Raw genomic sequence first — 16,670 nt, forward strand, 5'->3', positions numbered from 1 at the left:
TTCATGCCCAATCATTATGATTTTGCTGGTTTCGCAGGTTTAACGGTTTTGGTCGCTTTCCCCTTTTTGTTATGAACGTTCTTCACCGAAGCAACGGGTGTCTCCTGCGGATGTTCAACTGGGTACAGTTTGCGGAACAATAACGTTTGTAATACCAAGAATGAGCCACCGATCGTCCAATACAGCGGCATTGCAGCAGGTGCTGATAAGGAGAAGAACGCCATCATCACCGGAGAGAGGTAACCCATAATGGCGAACTGCTTACGCTGTTCAGGTGCCATATTCGCTTGAGATACCTTCGCTTGAATGAGATAAATGACCGCCACAACAACAGCAAGTACATAGTCTGGTGCACCAAGCTTAAACCACAAGAAGGAATGTGACGACAGTTCCGGCGTGAGCCGAATTGCAGTGTATATCCCTGACAGAATCGGCAACTGAATCAGAAGTGGCAGACAGCCAATATTCAGTGGATTGAACTTGTGCTTCTTGTATAACTCCATCGTCTCCTGGGATAACTTCTGACGATCCGTCGCATCATTCTTGCCCTCATACTTCTTCTTAATCGCATCAAGCTCTGGCTTCATGGCGTTCATAATAACACGTGTGCCTTGTTGAGACTTCGCTTGACGCATCATCAGAGGCAATAAGGCTAAGCGAATGATCAGTGTAATCGCGATAATGGCAACTCCATAGCTCCCATTAAAGATCGTTGCGATGTGCTGAATCAGGTAAGACAGCGGGAACACGATATAGTGATTAAAGAATCCCGGTGTCGTCGAATTAATCTCCGATACATTGTTACTACATCCGGCCAATAACATAACTGCGAACAAAATCGCAATCAGCCCAAACGTCCGTCCCCTGCCCGATGTAAAAGTGAATCCCTTGTTTGATTGTTGATCCATATATATATCCTCCTCGTTGATTTGTACGACGTTCAATCAACGAGGACACACAATCCGGTTCATCTTCATCTGGCGCTTCTCTTCGTCTGACCATGCGACTTAGATCTTCTCTTCTGTATTGGCTATGCAGAGAAAGTGCCGGAAGAATGGGATCTAGTCCACCACCAGCTCGATCTCCAATCCAATACTCAGTCATGCCACAGTGTAGATGTGCAATATATGCATAACTTACTGTGAAGATGAGCCCAATGGAGAAAATGTAAGGTAATAACTCATGTAATTCAAACAAGGGATTCACCCCCTTTATAGGTTTATTTTTATATTATAACACTTACATATTGAATTTGCATGTACTGGATCGGCAAAGAGCGTTCCCTTATTTTACTGTTTCCGAAGCTCTGCTAGTTCACGTGACGCGATGGTTCTCGATACGTTAAACGAAGACCATGAGCGGTCATTCTTTTCTAATAAATACTGTGATTGGTTCAACAGCAGCAGCTCGTGAAGCTCCGGGTAACTCTCATCAGCAAATTGCTTTAATCGTGGAACCGCATCTGCTGATAGATTAGCCAAATAATCTACATCAATCTGACCCGATTGGTGATATCGCTCGATGTTACGTTCTGCAATCTGATTATCCATCCCGACGTAGTTCATCACCACGTACGCTGTGAGTGCTAGTACGATATAACAGCGGATTAGAGGAATCGTCGTGTACCGAATACGTAAACCCGCGATCATCAACAAGAGTGCGAGAAAGATCATAAATGCATGCACAAGGAATCGGATGTACGTATATCCATACGCCTCTTCATAGAGATTTAGTCGCATGAAGGCCGAATACAGCATGACAGCAGAACACACGATCAACAACGTCAGCAATACCTGATGTACAATGATGCTTATTTTGCCGCCTGATCGTGTAAATTGCAGTGCAATAATGAGAATGAAGAAGTTAATGCCTGTCACCAGAACGAGTTCAATGAATCCACTTCGGGCATACTCCGCATACGACAATTCTGAAGGCAAATTACCCACGCCTGCCCCGAAGAGATAAGAGAATTGAACAAAAACAAATAACAAATATACACTGTTGATAACGAATAACACGGTTCCAATAATGATTGGATCTAGCCGTAACGGTTCCACGAGGTGAGGTTTCGAATGATTCGAATTTGGTGTTGTGCCTTCATAGGATGGGCTTACCATGACCGAATCCGAGCTCTCTACATCATCTTCATCACGCTGCGAGAGCGGAAGCGCTAAGGACAGATTTTTCCAATGAGCATTCTCCCGCTTCTCCGACTCATACTCCATCGGTTGCACAAATCCCCATACGTAGCTAAACAAAAATACACTTAATATAATAATCCAGATGATTCTTGGTAATCCAGGTGTTAATGTTAGTTGCCCGAACCATTCGGGTATACCTGATAAATACTGATCAAAGATGCCATCGGCAGAGGTTAACAACCCCACTACAACAATCAGGATGGGCAGCGATACGATTAAACCAATGATTACTTTGGTAACAACAACTTTCTGCTTGCTAGCCAGCTTGCGTCCACCTTTTTTCATCAGAGTTCTTCCGATGGTCGGCCAATGGCGTATAGACTGAGGCAGCAGATGATCCACAGCTAAACCAATTAAACTGATTTTCCACCATTGTGTCTGCTTCCGGCCAATCAGATAAGCCATATGTAAGATAATTAATCCCGGTACAGTTAGGAAATTAAGCGCATGAAACAGTTTATTATCGAACAACGCAAATGTTAGAGCTAACAGCAGTACCACACTGGCGATGAACAGATCTACCCAAGCAAATGCCTTTACTCGATCTCTCGCAAATACAAACATATAACCATAGAAAAGCACAACAAACAGTGGATAAGATACACCTACCCCTTTGTCAAAGAATAGATACTGATGCACAATAGCCAATACCAACGCAGAACATAGCGTAATTAACGCACGATTGGGTGAATCCAATATTTTCTTAATCATGGGAATTACCTCCATTAAACTTTCTACGTTTCATTCTAGATGATAAAATAAGAAGATAAATAGAAATATCGAATCGGAAAAGTTCTTATTTTAGGAAGGGAATGAATTACATTGAAATTACATCAACAATATCTGCTGTTACATGAACAATTTGGTCTCTTGTCTGAACATGAGGTTACACTCGCTGAACTTGGAGAATTGCTGGATTGCACACATCGAAACACATTAACCATTGTCAAAAAAATGTCCGGACTCCACTGGATCCATTGGGTGTCCCAGCGTGGACGTGGGCGAAGATCCACGCTTGCCCTGCTCATCCCCGCTGAGAAAATTGCGGCAGAATATATGATGCAAGCCATGAATCGTCGTGAACTTCAGCAGGCGGCAGAGCACATTGGTGCATTCTCCAGCTCGGTCACGATGCAGCATCATCTAAACCAGTGGTTGCTCGGTTATTCCGGACATCATACCGAAGAAGGAATACATAATGAACGAATTGATACCTTACGACTGCCCATTAGACAACAGATCCATGCCCTTGACCCTATGTATATTAATCTGTTAGCTGAATCTTTCATTACCAGTCATGTATTTGATGGATTGGTTCAACGCAATGAAGTGGGAGAGATTAAACCTTGTTTGGCGCACACTTGGGATGTAAGTGAGGATCGTATGACTTGGATTTTTTATTTGCGTAAAGGCGTGAGCTTCCATGATGGTCAGTATCTCACTGCTGAGGATGTGGTCTATACATTTGAGAGATTACAATCTACGAAGCGGAGGAATTTATACAAGGATGTGAGTAGACATATCTTGTCGATCGAAGCATGGGATTCGTTAACGGTATGCTTCCGGCTCACCAAACCGCATGAGATGTTTATCGATTTTCTCACAACCAGCCGGGCATCCATTGTATCTCCACGGCTACACCCCCTGTCTGACTCATCCGATTCAGTAGTTCTGGAAGAACCTTATCCGCCATTGAAACCTGTGGGAACTGGTCCGTTCAAGGTTAGTGTGTGGGACGAGCATCTGTGTAGACTTGATGCACATCCGGCTTATTTTCAAGGTAGAGCTCAGTTAGATCAGGTAGAGATTTTGCAAATTCCATGGAGCGCACCTGTGAATTGGAACGACCATACGGCAATGGAGTCACCTTTCTTCCATCTTGTCCATAACCCTTTACCCTCTACAGGAGCAGACTGGAGCCAACTTAGCGCTGGTGTGACGGTTCGCAAATTAATTACCTGTAATACGCAAAAAATCGGACCGCTCAGCGATCCGACGATTAGAGCTCATGTGCAAGCATGTGTTGCAAGCGAGGATCATTCACATTTCAAAGAAGCCACTGTCGCAACCTCTTCACATGATTCAGAGCATGTATCAACCAATCGAGAGCATACTAATGACTCACTAGATAGAACTACGCCCATCAACCCAAAAACGCTCCAGATCGCAACCATCGCACAATATCGTGAAGATGCAGCCCGATTAGCGAAGGCTCTGGAGCGTCACGGATATACCTGTACGATTCGCACCGGAACAATGGAACAATTCAAGGGTGATTTGCGGCTCCAATCCGATATCATTCTATTCTCTCTGATTCGAGATCGAGATGTGGAATTGCGCAGATACGATCTGTACATCACTTTATCTGAACACCTGGACGAACGAAGCAAGGAAACGGTGCAGAGTATGCTGACCCGCGTGATTTCTTCGAGACACCGCACAGATCGAACGTTACGCTTAGATCAGATCGAACAATTCTTACAGGAGCAGTCTCTCCTCATGCATTTAACTGAAAAACCGATAGAAACAGCCTATCTACCATCTGTTCGTGGTGTATCCTTCAATAGCCAGGGCTGGGTGAACCTACGTCATATCTGGTTTCCTACAAGTGTAGATGAAGTCATAGTAAAGTCTTGAGGTAGTTAATGCCTCCGTCACTCCAGACCGAGCACATACAGGGCATCATTGCATACTGGTCTCAGCCTTGTGATCCAGCAACCTTCTCATTTCGGATTGAAATCATATCTTTGCGACGGTATATGCCAAGAACTAACCCCAGCACCGCGTATTCAAAGGTCAGATGACTACCGTGACTAAGAAAAGGAAAGATCACACTTACGATAGGCACGTAGCCTGTGGTCATTACAACGGAATAGAACATCTGTATTCCAAATATCATGGTAATCACCACTATCATCATGCGACCAAATTCATCTCGTATGCTAGGAATCATTGTAATCATGTGAGCGATAAACCAGACGATGCCTAGGACGAATACGACACCCGCTGACCAACCAAATACATCGATAAGCATGACTAGCGGATAATCAAGGTAACTAATTCCAAATGCAGTGAATGTAGACTCCAATCCGTTGCCCCACCATCCTGCTGACTGAACAATGTCAATAATCGAGCGATTGTAATATCCCATGCCATAAGGATCATCTTGGAGATCAAATACAATCCATATTTTCTCTAAGCGATGGTAGTTATCATTGGCTAACATTAAAATAGAAATTGGGATTGCAGTAAAAATAACTGTCACGGTAGTGTAAAGCCATTTTTTCGTAAAATACGCAAATAATAGGACCATAACAACTACAAATAGTACCAATCTCACCCAATCAACTAGTTGGAAGAACAGCACTGCTGGGAGCAACACAAGCCCAATATAGGTTAGTAAAAATCTTATTTTAATTTCGGAACGCAACTTGTCCAACATAATTGCACCTATGGCAAGCGGTAATATCCATAAAGCAGCGCTACTCAGATCAAAAGCGAAACCGGGAACTTTAAAGAAACGGTTCTGGCCTTCCATCAATGGATAAATTGCACTCATTAACATCATTAAATTTAACAAGATGTAGATTGGCCAAGCAAGCTTTCTCCATTTCCGATAATCAAACCAGATAAAAACGCCTAAAACTAGTAAACATATGACGGTACGGACAATATGACTAACGTACAAGAACTGATAAGTCTCTTGTAGAACATTCGTCGTATAGATCCACATTGTTAATAAACTAATCAACGCCATAGTTAAAAGCCCTGTCAGTAACCCCCAGTGTATTCGTTGACGGTGCAGTCGATGCAGTCGTTTGCCTACTACCTCTGGATTACCCATCTGCTCAATTGCATATGCGGCTGCCTCGCTACGGCTGAACCCCTTTTGCTCTCTGTCGAGCATCATTTCCTCCATATGATTACCTAACTCATCACGCAAATCTTTATGTACTTCACGTGCTTTAACTTGACTGCATATCTCATCCAAGTAATGCTCTACATCACGATTAGGCTCCTTCATGTTAGTCCCCCCTCTCCAAGAACTTGATCCACAGCACGGCGGAATAGACGCCACTCTTCTTTCTTATTCTTCAGTGCTTGAATCCCCTCATCCCGAATAGAGTAATATTTACGTTTTCTGCCCTCTACCTCCATCCAATACGACTCAACCCAACGTTCAATCTCCATCGCATGCAAAATAGGATATAATGTTCCCTCTTTCAGATTGAACACACCTTCCGACTGACGGTGAAGCTCCTTAATTAGCTCATACCCATATAGCGGCTTTTCCTGAAGTAATGTCAAAATCAACGTTTCAGTGCTTCCTTTAATCATTTGTTTATTAACATGCAATACGTTCTACCTCCTTTCCAACTAGATTCACACCTCTTAAATAAGCTCCAAATGATATACATCGGAAATCTATGCATAGATAATCTAGGTATTATATTACCTAATCCTTCCTTTATTGTCTATCCTTTTAACTTCATCTTTTATGATAAAATAATCTATATGTTTGCAGTAACGGTGTCTTCGTTACGAATGAGACAAACATTATCACTAACTTTTAACTACATATATCGTTGATTACAAGGAGGGCTAACGTCTGTGAGTAAACTCATTTTCTTCTTAGGTGGGGCTGGGAGTGGTAAGACAACCCTTGCCAAAACCCTGTCTCGTAAATATAAAGCCGCTTTCTTCGATATGGATATTCTGCTTCGCCCTGCCGCTGAAGCTATTATGACACTGCAAGGGCTTGACCCTTCCGATCGTGACTCACCTGAGTACAAGCGGCTCTGCAGGGATCTTGGGTATCGTATTACGATGGATGCTGTGCTCGATAATGTGCAACTGGGTATCGACAGCGTTGTTGTGGGTCCCTTCACCAAAGAAACCGATACACCTGATTGGATCGAACAGGAACTTGCCAAGATCGGTCGTTCACTTCAGGATACTGATGTGCGTGTAGCTTACATTTATTTGAAGGACGAAGCATTATACCGTGAACGAATTATGGCAAGGCAGTCTCCGTTAGATGATTGGAAACTCGCCAACTGGGATGCCTTTGTAGCCTCCCTCGCCCGAAAACAAGTGGCCTGGCCACTTCCCGCTAAATCCGTGACGTATATTGACAACTCGGCGGATGATCCAGGGATTGCTTTTGCAAAACTCGAACAACACATATACGAGTAATGCCCGTACCTTATGCGGATGGTCTTACTCTGATTCTTCTCTTCCTGTATTTCTGATTCTTCTTTTCACGCAGCAAAACAAAAAATAAAGGGATAGGTTCGCCGAGCTAAGATGCTCGTGTTGACCCTATCCTTTTTTTTGCATCATACGATTTCAACTATTACTTTGCGGAAGCACGCAAAAGGATTGCGGAAGCACCTCAATATTTCACGCTTACTACGGAATCGCTCATTGTGTCTAAGTGATAGATTACAAATGTAGGCTGAATATTATTGAGCTTAACCACATCTCAACTCAAAGGAGTATTTCATGAAATCTATTTTTGTAACTAACCAAGGTTCTAAATGTAATACCATGTGGAAACGAAAAGTCGTTCATTTGATGCTGGTTGTGTCCATGAGCTTAACACCATTGGCACATGTATCAGCAGAACACGGATCACTGAATGGCCCCTCGAATTCCCAAGAAACCGAAGCATTTATGGATAATTTTATGGAGAAACCTGAAGTACAGTCCGTACTAAAAGGTGCTGTCGTCACCGTAGTTCACAACAATCAGGTTGTTCTTAATAAAGGTTACGGTTATTCCAATGTAGAAAAAAACACTCCTGTCGATGCCAACTCAACCCTGTTTCGAGTAGCTTCCATCTCTAAAACATTCACCGCAACCGCCATCATGCAATTAGTTGAAGGAGGTAAGATAGATCTCAATCGAGATATAAGCGCATATACAGATGATCTTAACATTACCAACAACACAAAGACTCCGTTGACGCTGAAACATCTAATGACCCATACGAGCGGGTTTGATTACACCGATCCCATAACTTCGGTTAGCGAACCGAACGACTCTTATCCGCTTGAACAATTTGTAAAGGATAATAAACCGGCAATTGTTCGAAGTCCCGGAGAAGTGTTCCGTTACGACAATTACGCTTACACCCTTCAAGGATACATCGTTCAAAAGCTATCTGGTATTCCGTTTGAGACTTATGTACAGCAGCATATTTTCGATCCGATCGGAATGTCCAATAGTAGTTTCACTCTTACTTCGGAAATGTTAAAAAAACTCGCTATTCCTTATGATGCCGAAGGGAAAGAATTGTCTCAGTACCCTAATGTACCCAGTAGTTCACCTGAAGGCGGATTAATTACAACGGGACGAGACATAGCACATTTCATGCTTGCTCAGCTTAACCAAGGTTCTTACCAAGGGTCACAAATACTTAAACCATCTTCTGTACAGGCCATGCAATACCTGGATGTGTCTATACACCCTGATATACCAGGTACGGGTTATGGTTTCGAATCCACTTACTCACAGTATAATCACGGACATCAGGTTGTGAGCAAAGCAGGTGACCTTACTGGCTTCCATTCCAATATGTGGTTGCTCCCCGACCAACACACTGGATTATTCATCGTATTCAACAGTGATGGTCCTGATCTTAGAGAAGCGCTCTTCCAGGCATTTATGGATCATTATTATCCCAATACCAAGAGCGATGATGTCGATTACAACGTACCTGAAGCTACACTCCGTTCTTATGAAGGGCTGTACCGTGATATCCGACTGCCAGCATGGTTATATGAAATTTCAGCAACAGAGAACATGTTACAAGTTACCGATGCTTATGGCATACACATACTAACACCTGTGAAGGACATGCTGTTCCGTGATGAGAACGGCACATTCGCAGGTTTTAAGAAAGATACTTCGGGCAAAATTGCCTATTTCTACTATAACAAACCAGATAGCTGGTCTGAGAAACTACCTGAAGCCCAGAATTATCAAGACGTTCCCACAGACCATCCATATGCTCCCTATATCTATCGTTTGGCACAGATTGGTCTATACTCACAAGATCATGCTTTCTTTGAACCTGCGAAACCCATAAGCCGAGGAGAATTTGTCGCACAGATTGTAGGTATAACAGGAATAACGTTATCCACTCAGACTCCGAAACTACAAGATACAGCAACAAGCCCTTATGCCGCCTATATTCAAACGGCTCTTGAACTTGGGATTGTGCAAGGAGATCCCCATGGTTTGTTCCGTCCCAATATACCCATAACCCGACAGGAAGCCGCACTAATGATCTGGAGGACAGCATCTCTCCTACTTGGAGCACCCTCCCAGCAGGCTAACCTTATTGGTTCACATGATGCATGGGCAGCGGAGGGCATTCAATTCGTTGTCGCTCTTGGTCTGTATGGGCCCGAAGTAAAGATATCGAGCAGCGGTGCTGTCGATTACAAAGCAAAACAGCCCATGTTGAAACAGGAATCCTCGGTTTTGATGTACAAAATGCTAGGGACTCTGCTACATTAAAGAGCGTGATCAATCGCAAGCCTTGCCATTGCAGCATGGCTTGCTTTTTTCATATATTCTATCAATAACCTATCTACATTATAAGAACGGATGATTTCTCTCAATGAGCCCAACCTCTTCATTACATAGATTCATAAGGCATAAAGTGAGCATGTTATGGTTTGCAACAATATTGTGTTTTGTGCTGACAGCCACTTATCTCCATATCTCTTCTTATCTTCATCCGTATATAGGACTATCTCTGAAACTTTCTCACACTAATCAATGGGTGGTACACGAGGTAGACCCGGAAGGTGTAGCTTCTTCATCAGGGATCAGATCAGGTGAGATAGTTGTCTCTATTGAACCACAAGGAATAACCAAATTGCTGAATCAGGATGACATCTATACTGTTAGTGATGCCTCTGCGATCCATGTAGAGAATCCTCTCGGTCAGACCGTTCAATACTCCATGAAGCCCGGCATTAGAGAACTGTTCAACATTTTGTTCTCATCTACCATGGAGCTGCTGCTTTTGTTTACTGGAAGTTATGCATTGTTTAGCCAGCCTGGTTCACGAGTGATGCGTCTCTTCTATCTTCTGAACCTGTCTATGGCGATATGTATACTCACCATCTATACCTCTCAACTGTCCTTATCTAATTATATCTTGGCTTTTTGTGCAGCATGGTTACCTTATTGGCTGATCGCTTTCTATTTATCATTTGCATTCCGCACCCAACAACATCGCTTCCGGTTACTGTTGTTCATTAGCAAATGCGTTGCTATTGCGTACAGCGCTGGCTTAGTTTTCCTATATATTAAACGTTGGCTATTGTCCGAAATTCAGCTGAATCATGGGATGACCATTCTTAAGACATCCATTGCACAGTCTGGCCCTACAAACCTACTTAATTTCATTTTTTGTATGACGCTTCTGATTGTGATCGGGATTACATGGTTTAATCGCAAAAACTATAGTCGCAAGGAGCAGAATCAGCTGTTGCTTATGTCGACAGGTATAATCGTTAGTCTGATACCCTTCATCTTTGGTTTTGCTGTTCCGACTCTGCTGCAAGGTGATCCGCTGTTACCTGTTGAATATACATTAATCGGGTTCATTCCTTTATCATGGATGTTCACGTACGTACTTGTACAGAGAAGTATGCTTGACTTCAAGCTGGTGATGCCACGTCTAATCATCCATGTGATGTATGCTTTAAGCGTATTTGCATTACTCGTGATTGCTTCAAAGCTAGATAAATTAATTCAAATTGGCATGCTCTTTGTCTTATTTCTCCTAATCACTTGGGTTTACCAGTATAGCCAAACCTACTCCCGTAGGAAGAATAAACTCAATAAAGAATGGCTCGAACGTCAACAACTACGGTTAACCGTTCGTATGGCCGAGCAGCAGAGCATGCGAGATATGTTTCGCCTATTTGCCGAGATGTTTCACAAAATGTTGGATATTGAAGGTGTAGCTATTATTTGGGCAGATGATAATAATAGATTCTCTCAAGAAGGTACAGGTACATACGCTACCATTGGAGATATAAACAACGACACTTTGAATGCTGAGGGTTTACTACAACAATATGGACTTGCCCAGGTTTGGGAATTGTCAGGGGAACCAGGAGCAGAGGTAGCTGGATATTTGGGGATTGGTCACAAAAGAAATCATACTCTTTTTTCGGCAGAAGAACAGGATATCATTGATCAAGGTAGACTCGAAGCAATTCGAATGCTCGTGAACAGCAGGCTTCTCTCCGATCTGCAGAAGCGTTATGAACATCGTGTGAGTCAAACCGCGCTCCATGAACATCAGATACGTCGTCATCGTGAGTTGAATGATATTTTAATGGAAGCCCAGCAGGCTGAACGAATAAAGACCTCATATTTTCTCCATGACCAACTACTTCAAAACCTAATATTTCTGTCACGTGATTTGGAAGAATTCCATGATACAGGTGAGACAAATACGGAACAGACCGCCGTTTGGCTAGATTGCCTATATACTTCCCAGAAAGATATTCGCCAGTTATGTGATGATCTGTACCCTCATATCATAGATCGTAGTGAGCTTCAGGAGTCTCTGCAATGGCTTGTTCGCACACTTCAAGTAAAGAGTGACATCATTTTGGAACTGAGCTGTGGCACTCTTTCTGCTGAAGTGGAGCAGGAACCTCTGAAATCCACTGTATTTCGAACCATACGTGAACTCATTATTAATGTGATGAAGCATTCCCAGGCTTCGCGCTGCTCCATTCAAGTGTACATTAGGGATAATCATTTGATATGCCAAGTCAAGGATGATGGCTTAGGTTTCGATGTTCATTCCACATTTGATTTTTCAAAAGCTACATCAGGCCACTTTGGTTTAATTTCTATACACAGCAATATCCAGCATCTCTCTGGAGAAATCACTATAAATTCTTCCCCTGGTAAAGGAACTTCGATAAACATTGGTCTGCCTTTACGAGCAAAGGAGCTACATAACAATGAGTGAACCTATAACTGTCGTACTACTTGATGATCACCCTCTTGTCATGGAAGGTCTCAATAATCGCCTAAATCGAGAACCCGGCATACAGGTGCTAAAAACATTTAATGATCCTGTGCTTTTCTTATCTGAAATAGAGAAGTTAGAACCGGACGTGGTTGTGATGGACATTCGCATGCCTCAGCTTGACGGATTTGAAGTAACAAAAAGGTTGAAGGAGCAGTACGGCTTATCCGTCAAAATCATACTACTCTCAGGATACAACTACCACGAATTTCAATTAAAGGCTTATGATCTAGGCGTTCATTCCTATCTATCAAAGCAAGCAACATACGGTCAAATTATAAATGCCATCCATCAGAGCATGTTGGGTCATGTGCTTGTACCTGAGAAAATGCTTTCTGCTAATTTGGAAGAATCCCTCACACCAACAGAGCGTGAGGTTCTTAATCGCATTGCAATGGAGATGACTAACAAGGAAATTGCACAAGATTTGAATATCAGCCCGCGTACAGTGGAGTATCATATCACTTCCATTACGCAGAAGTTTGGAGTCAAATCAAGAATAGGAGCGGTAGTGAAAGGCTATCAGGCCGGAATTCTCGGAGATATCATTCTCCCACCCAAAAATTAAGCACAGCGATTGTAACTGTAACATCAATAGAGCGGCAGAACTTCCAAAAGTCCAACAAAAGGAAGGTTCTGACCGCTCTATTTATTTTGGACACTCATATGCTTTATTAGAATGTTCTTATTCAGTGAATCGCGCTGCTTGGCGCTGTGTAATACGATTCGTGATTAACTCATGACTTGCGTCAATATCTTCCGGTGTGCAAGCGGATTTGAGCTCATATACTTTTACCGGGGAATGTTCAATGATATCCAGAAATGAATCAAAGAATGTCATATCGTTACTATGTACATATGGACACCAGTGATCTGACAGACCAACCGTTTCATGGATATGCACCCCAACGATGTTATGGATCAATGCATTAGCTTCACGTACATTATCATACAGTCCCATGCGATCCATCATCATGCCATGACCAATATCGTACCAGAGTCCAAGGGGGGCACCCTTCAGATTATCGATCAGGGTTGCTGCTTCCTGTAAAGTAGGCATCTGATAACAGCGTGATCGGGTCTCAATTCCATAATTCACTCCATATCCACGCTGCTCAGAAATTTCACATACCTCTTCCAGACTTTCTTCAATTCGTTTCAAATAATGCGCACTATCCGCTTCCCGTTTTTCCAGCATTTCCTGCCATAAAGCTTGATATGCCGGAGAGTCTTTCCCCTGGTCATGATAGATTTTTTTGAGTTCTTCATCCACATTATATTCAAATGGAACTTCCCCTGGATGAACCACGACAGCCTGTGCGCCATAGCGGTGTGCATACTCAGCTGAACGGAGCAATAATTCGATAGCTCGCTTCCGGCGAGCTTCATCATCGAAACCAAGCAGTACAGAATCTGTGCCATAATCCGGATCAGCCAGATGAGGAAACGTATTGTGTACACTGGAGATGCCAATCTCTCCCCGCTCAATCATAGGTTCAATCGTCCGCAGCATATCAGCCGTAACATTATAGTTTAATTCCACTCGTCTAAATCCTAACGACTTGATCTCCTGGATCATGCTTGATCCTGTCGTATGACGTTTAATATTCCAGCACGTCGAAAAGGAATATTCCTGTTTGTCGATATTCATGTCATGTCCTCCAATCGATGTGATTCGGTCATTAGTACGACTGCGCTATATTTATTCTTCATCAGTACATGTTCAACTAGGTAACGTTTAATTGAACGTTGATCACGTTACGATACTTCGTTATTGAAAATTCAACTTAAATCGCATCGTATTGGAACTTACTCCGGGTACATATCGATAGATGATTTCGGTATATTGAGGATAATTAAGTACCGATGGAGCAGGCGCTTCAGCCGTCACTGCACATATTAACCCCGGTAAGCGCCACTGATGATCTTGAATGTTATCCTTTTCTATGAATGAGCCTCTGATCTCAAAATAAACTTCAATCTCATTCACTGTCTCTAAACGAACCTCGATCGTTAATGAATCTTCCGTCAGATCAGCTTCAAATGTGATCCCCCGGAGATGTGTATTCCAGCTCTCCCCGACCTCCCGGCGCGTTAATCGTAGATCATATAGGTCACCCTGATCCGATTGCCAATGGATTGTAGCGGGAAACATCTGTCCATTGGTGTTACGACTACCCGACATCGCTCCAATCATTCGCTTCTCACCAACCCACGCTTTAGCAGTACACAGATTACGATTCGACGCAGGTTCATCGCGCTCACATAATTCAATGAACTGCTTCTGCACGAGTCGATCTCCTTGATGTTCCTTCAAAAAAGGGATCACCTCTAATGGCGCTTCTCCCCCGACTAATGCAATTAAAGGCCCATGCTCTACTTCACAATTAACATCAGCCAAGCGTACATACGTTTCACCTAATAGGAGATAGATGAACATGCCCACCGAACTGTGTGCAGTCATCTCCATATCATAAGCCCGGGCGAAGGGACCGGACAAATTTTCCAAATTAGCATTGTAGAACAGCGCAATGTTGTTCCAAAGCCCCGCTTCGACCATACGACCAATTTCAATAAACTGTGCAGTACTTCCATATGTTCTCCATATCCCGAGTACCGTGAGATCCACTCCGTAATAGGTGGTCGAATTGAATTCAGCGAAGCTGTCATAGACCATGAATTCTTTCAACATACGCTCAGCCTGTTCATCCGAATGGGCGATCCAATCTCCATGCTTGAACCGATGTCCGTAGAAATGAGTGATAAAAATATGCATGAGTTCAATATTCGTATTCATCGGAATGACATCCGACTTCAAGCGATCCATTGAAGCCGCGACAGCCAGTTTCATCGCATACTCCATCTGCTCTACTAACTGCTGTGGTAATCGGTGAGAGAATTCAGCTAGAATCACTGCAAAAGCACAGGCAATAAATTCGCGCCAGTTGGGATCATAACTCGTCCATACAGGAGGTAAAACCTGGTCCATCGCGGATTGGAACATTTTCTTCACTTGTTTTCGCTCAGTAGATTCGTTCAGTATTGATTCCTCGTTCCATAATGCATCAATAAACTTGGCTGACACCTTTTCGAACGTACGCTCCAAAAAATAAGCAGTTCCTGGCGCAAACTCTTTCCAATTGTAGTTACCTCTCGGTGGATCACTCACATCTGGACGAGTTCGAAATGTCCCATGATATATTTCATCTGGAGCTTCATATTGCATAGCAAGCACCTTTTGAATCACTTGTTCCGCACGATGCGCATCCCCTTCGCCGTTACGAAGAAGGAGCCCGAGTGCATAGTGGGCACTCCCCCGTGTGTCCAGCTCTTCCGTATTTTCGTAACTTTGAATTAGTCTGGCATCATCAACATAAAGACCATCCATGTAAGCCATCGATTGATTCACAAGATGTTGCTGCGCTTTGGTCATATGCTCTAACACTTGTTCAGTCATCTTCAATGCGCATCCCCCTCAAAATTTAGCCTTTTACAGCACCAACCATGACCCCACTAATAAAATACCTTTGCAGCCACGGGTAGACGAGCAGAATCGGTAATGTGGAGAAGATAACGCTAGCTGCTTTCAGACTTTCTGGAAGAACTTTAACAGAACCTATACCTTCGTTCTGCATCAATTCAGTGATTTGGTTTTGCTGGATCATCTGATACATTTTTAATTGCAATGGAAATAGATCAGGTTTGGTAATATACATCAGCGCATCTTGGAAACCGTTCCAGCGTCCCACAGCATAGAATAGACTTAACGTTGCCATGACCGGCAAGGACAGAGGTAGAATGATTCGTAATAGTGTGCCAAAATGTGTACTTCCATCAATCTGGGCAGCCTCCTCCAGACTTTCCGGAATGCCTTTGAAGAACGTAATCAAGATGATCATATAAAATGGACTAATCAGACCCGGGAGAACAAGTCCCCAAGTGCTATCCAGTAAGTGAAGGTTTTTGATCAGAATGTACTCTGGAATAATCCCACCACTAAAAAACATCGTAACGACGATAACAAGCATGAACCATTTCCGTCCTTTGAGACTGCTCTTAGCAAGCGGGTATGCCGCTGCAATCGTCATCACCATACTGAGCACTGTGGTTAATACCGTTAACCATACCGTGTATAGAAGTGAACGAATCATCGACGTATCGGCAAATACTTTGGCGTAAGCTTCAAATGATAACTCTTTTGGAAAAAATGAAACCTCCCCTGAACCGATCGCCCGGTTCGAACTAAGTGAGATAGCAATAATGTGAATGAATGGCGCAAGACACAGTACCATCGCAATGATAATAAGAATAACGTTCACCGTGTTAAAAATCCGATTGGCTGTGTTCTCAGACATGCCTGCCACCCCTTACTCTTCAGCTATAAGTAAATGAAC

13 protein-coding genes are annotated in these 16,670 nt (G+C 43.1%); 5 read left to right on the forward strand and 8 right to left on the reverse strand.

Going from position 1 to position 16,670, the window contains the following annotated elements; all coding sequences use genetic code 11:
* Positions 1 to 14: 14 nt before the first annotated feature.
* The 3 genes from yidC to MH215_RS06290 form a co-directional block, all read right to left on the reverse strand.
* Complete coding sequence (gene yidC / locus MH215_RS06280; protein ID WP_239289187.1) at positions 15 to 908, reverse strand: membrane protein insertase YidC; 894 nt, start codon at positions 906 to 908, stop codon at positions 15 to 17.
* Entirely contained in the window at positions 805 to 1,197 is a 393-nt protein-coding gene (locus MH215_RS06285; RefSeq protein WP_239289188.1) for a hypothetical protein, read from the reverse strand. Before MH215_RS06285 ends, yidC begins: the two co-directional genes overlap by 104 nt.
* Before the next feature lie 92 nt (positions 1,198 to 1,289).
* A complete protein-coding gene (locus tag MH215_RS06290) occupies positions 1,290 to 2,912 on the reverse strand; it encodes a DUF4153 domain-containing protein (RefSeq protein ID WP_239289189.1) in 1,623 nt (540 codons plus the stop codon).
* 111 nt (positions 2,913 to 3,023) lie between these two features.
* Here MH215_RS06290 and MH215_RS06295 point away from each other — a divergent pair, with 111 nt between their 5' ends.
* Positions 3,024 to 4,838: an ABC transporter substrate-binding protein gene (locus MH215_RS06295; protein WP_239289190.1), complete on the forward strand. Its 1,815-nt coding sequence runs from the start codon at positions 3,024 to 3,026 to the stop codon at positions 4,836 to 4,838.
* 61 nt (positions 4,839 to 4,899) lie between these two features.
* Here the strand turns inward: MH215_RS06295 and MH215_RS06300 are convergent, their stop codons facing one another.
* The gene (locus MH215_RS06300; protein WP_239289191.1) at positions 4,900 to 6,225 is read right to left on the reverse strand and encodes an FtsW/RodA/SpoVE family cell cycle protein; all 1,326 of its coding nucleotides are present in this window, start codon (positions 6,223 to 6,225) and stop codon (positions 4,900 to 4,902) included.
* A complete protein-coding gene (locus tag MH215_RS06305; protein WP_239289193.1) occupies positions 6,222 to 6,557 on the reverse strand; it encodes a PadR family transcriptional regulator in 336 nt (111 codons plus the stop codon). The genes MH215_RS06300 and MH215_RS06305 overlap by 4 nt, the downstream gene beginning before the upstream one ends.
* Positions 6,558 to 6,812: 255 nt before the next feature.
* Between MH215_RS06305 and MH215_RS06310 the strand changes: the two genes are divergently transcribed.
* The 4 genes from MH215_RS06310 (at position 6,813) to MH215_RS06325 (ending at position 12,844) form a co-directional block, all read left to right on the forward strand.
* Complete coding sequence (locus tag MH215_RS06310; RefSeq protein ID WP_239289195.1) at positions 6,813 to 7,397, forward strand: P-loop nucleotide/nucleoside kinase family protein; 585 nt, start codon at positions 6,813 to 6,815, stop codon at positions 7,395 to 7,397.
* Between the two features lie 309 nt (positions 7,398 to 7,706).
* On the forward strand, positions 7,707 to 9,728 hold the full coding sequence (locus MH215_RS06315; protein WP_239289197.1) for a serine hydrolase domain-containing protein: 2,022 nt from the start codon (positions 7,707 to 7,709) through the stop codon (positions 9,726 to 9,728).
* A gap of 151 nt (positions 9,729 to 9,879) precedes the next feature.
* Positions 9,880 to 12,216: a sensor histidine kinase gene (locus tag MH215_RS06320; RefSeq protein ID WP_239289864.1), complete on the forward strand. Its 2,337-nt coding sequence runs from the start codon at positions 9,880 to 9,882 to the stop codon at positions 12,214 to 12,216.
* Positions 12,209 to 12,844 carry a response regulator transcription factor gene (locus MH215_RS06325; protein ID WP_239289199.1) on the forward strand — a complete coding sequence of 212 codons (636 nt, stop codon included), beginning with the start codon at positions 12,209 to 12,211 and terminating at the stop codon, positions 12,842 to 12,844. Before MH215_RS06320 ends, MH215_RS06325 begins: the two co-directional genes overlap by 8 nt.
* Before the next feature lie 117 nt (positions 12,845 to 12,961).
* On the opposite strand, the gene MH215_RS06330 is transcribed toward MH215_RS06325, so the two are convergent.
* From MH215_RS06330 to MH215_RS06340, 3 genes are all read right to left on the reverse strand, one after another.
* Positions 12,962 to 13,927, reverse strand: coding sequence for a sugar phosphate isomerase/epimerase family protein (locus MH215_RS06330; RefSeq protein WP_239289200.1), 966 nt, complete (start codon positions 13,925 to 13,927; stop codon positions 12,962 to 12,964).
* Positions 13,928 to 14,047: 120 nt separating this feature from the next.
* Entirely contained in the window at positions 14,048 to 15,733 is a 1,686-nt protein-coding gene (locus tag MH215_RS06335) for a hypothetical protein (RefSeq protein WP_239289865.1), read from the reverse strand.
* Between the two features lie 25 nt (positions 15,734 to 15,758).
* On the reverse strand, positions 15,759 to 16,631 hold the full coding sequence (locus MH215_RS06340) for a carbohydrate ABC transporter permease (protein ID WP_056692320.1): 873 nt from the start codon (positions 16,629 to 16,631) through the stop codon (positions 15,759 to 15,761).
* Between the last annotated feature and the right edge of the window lie 39 nt (positions 16,632 to 16,670).

The sequence above is a fragment of the Paenibacillus sp. ACRSA genome (genome assembly GCF_022346845.1).
GTDB lineage: Bacteria > Bacillota > Bacilli > Paenibacillales > Paenibacillaceae > Paenibacillus.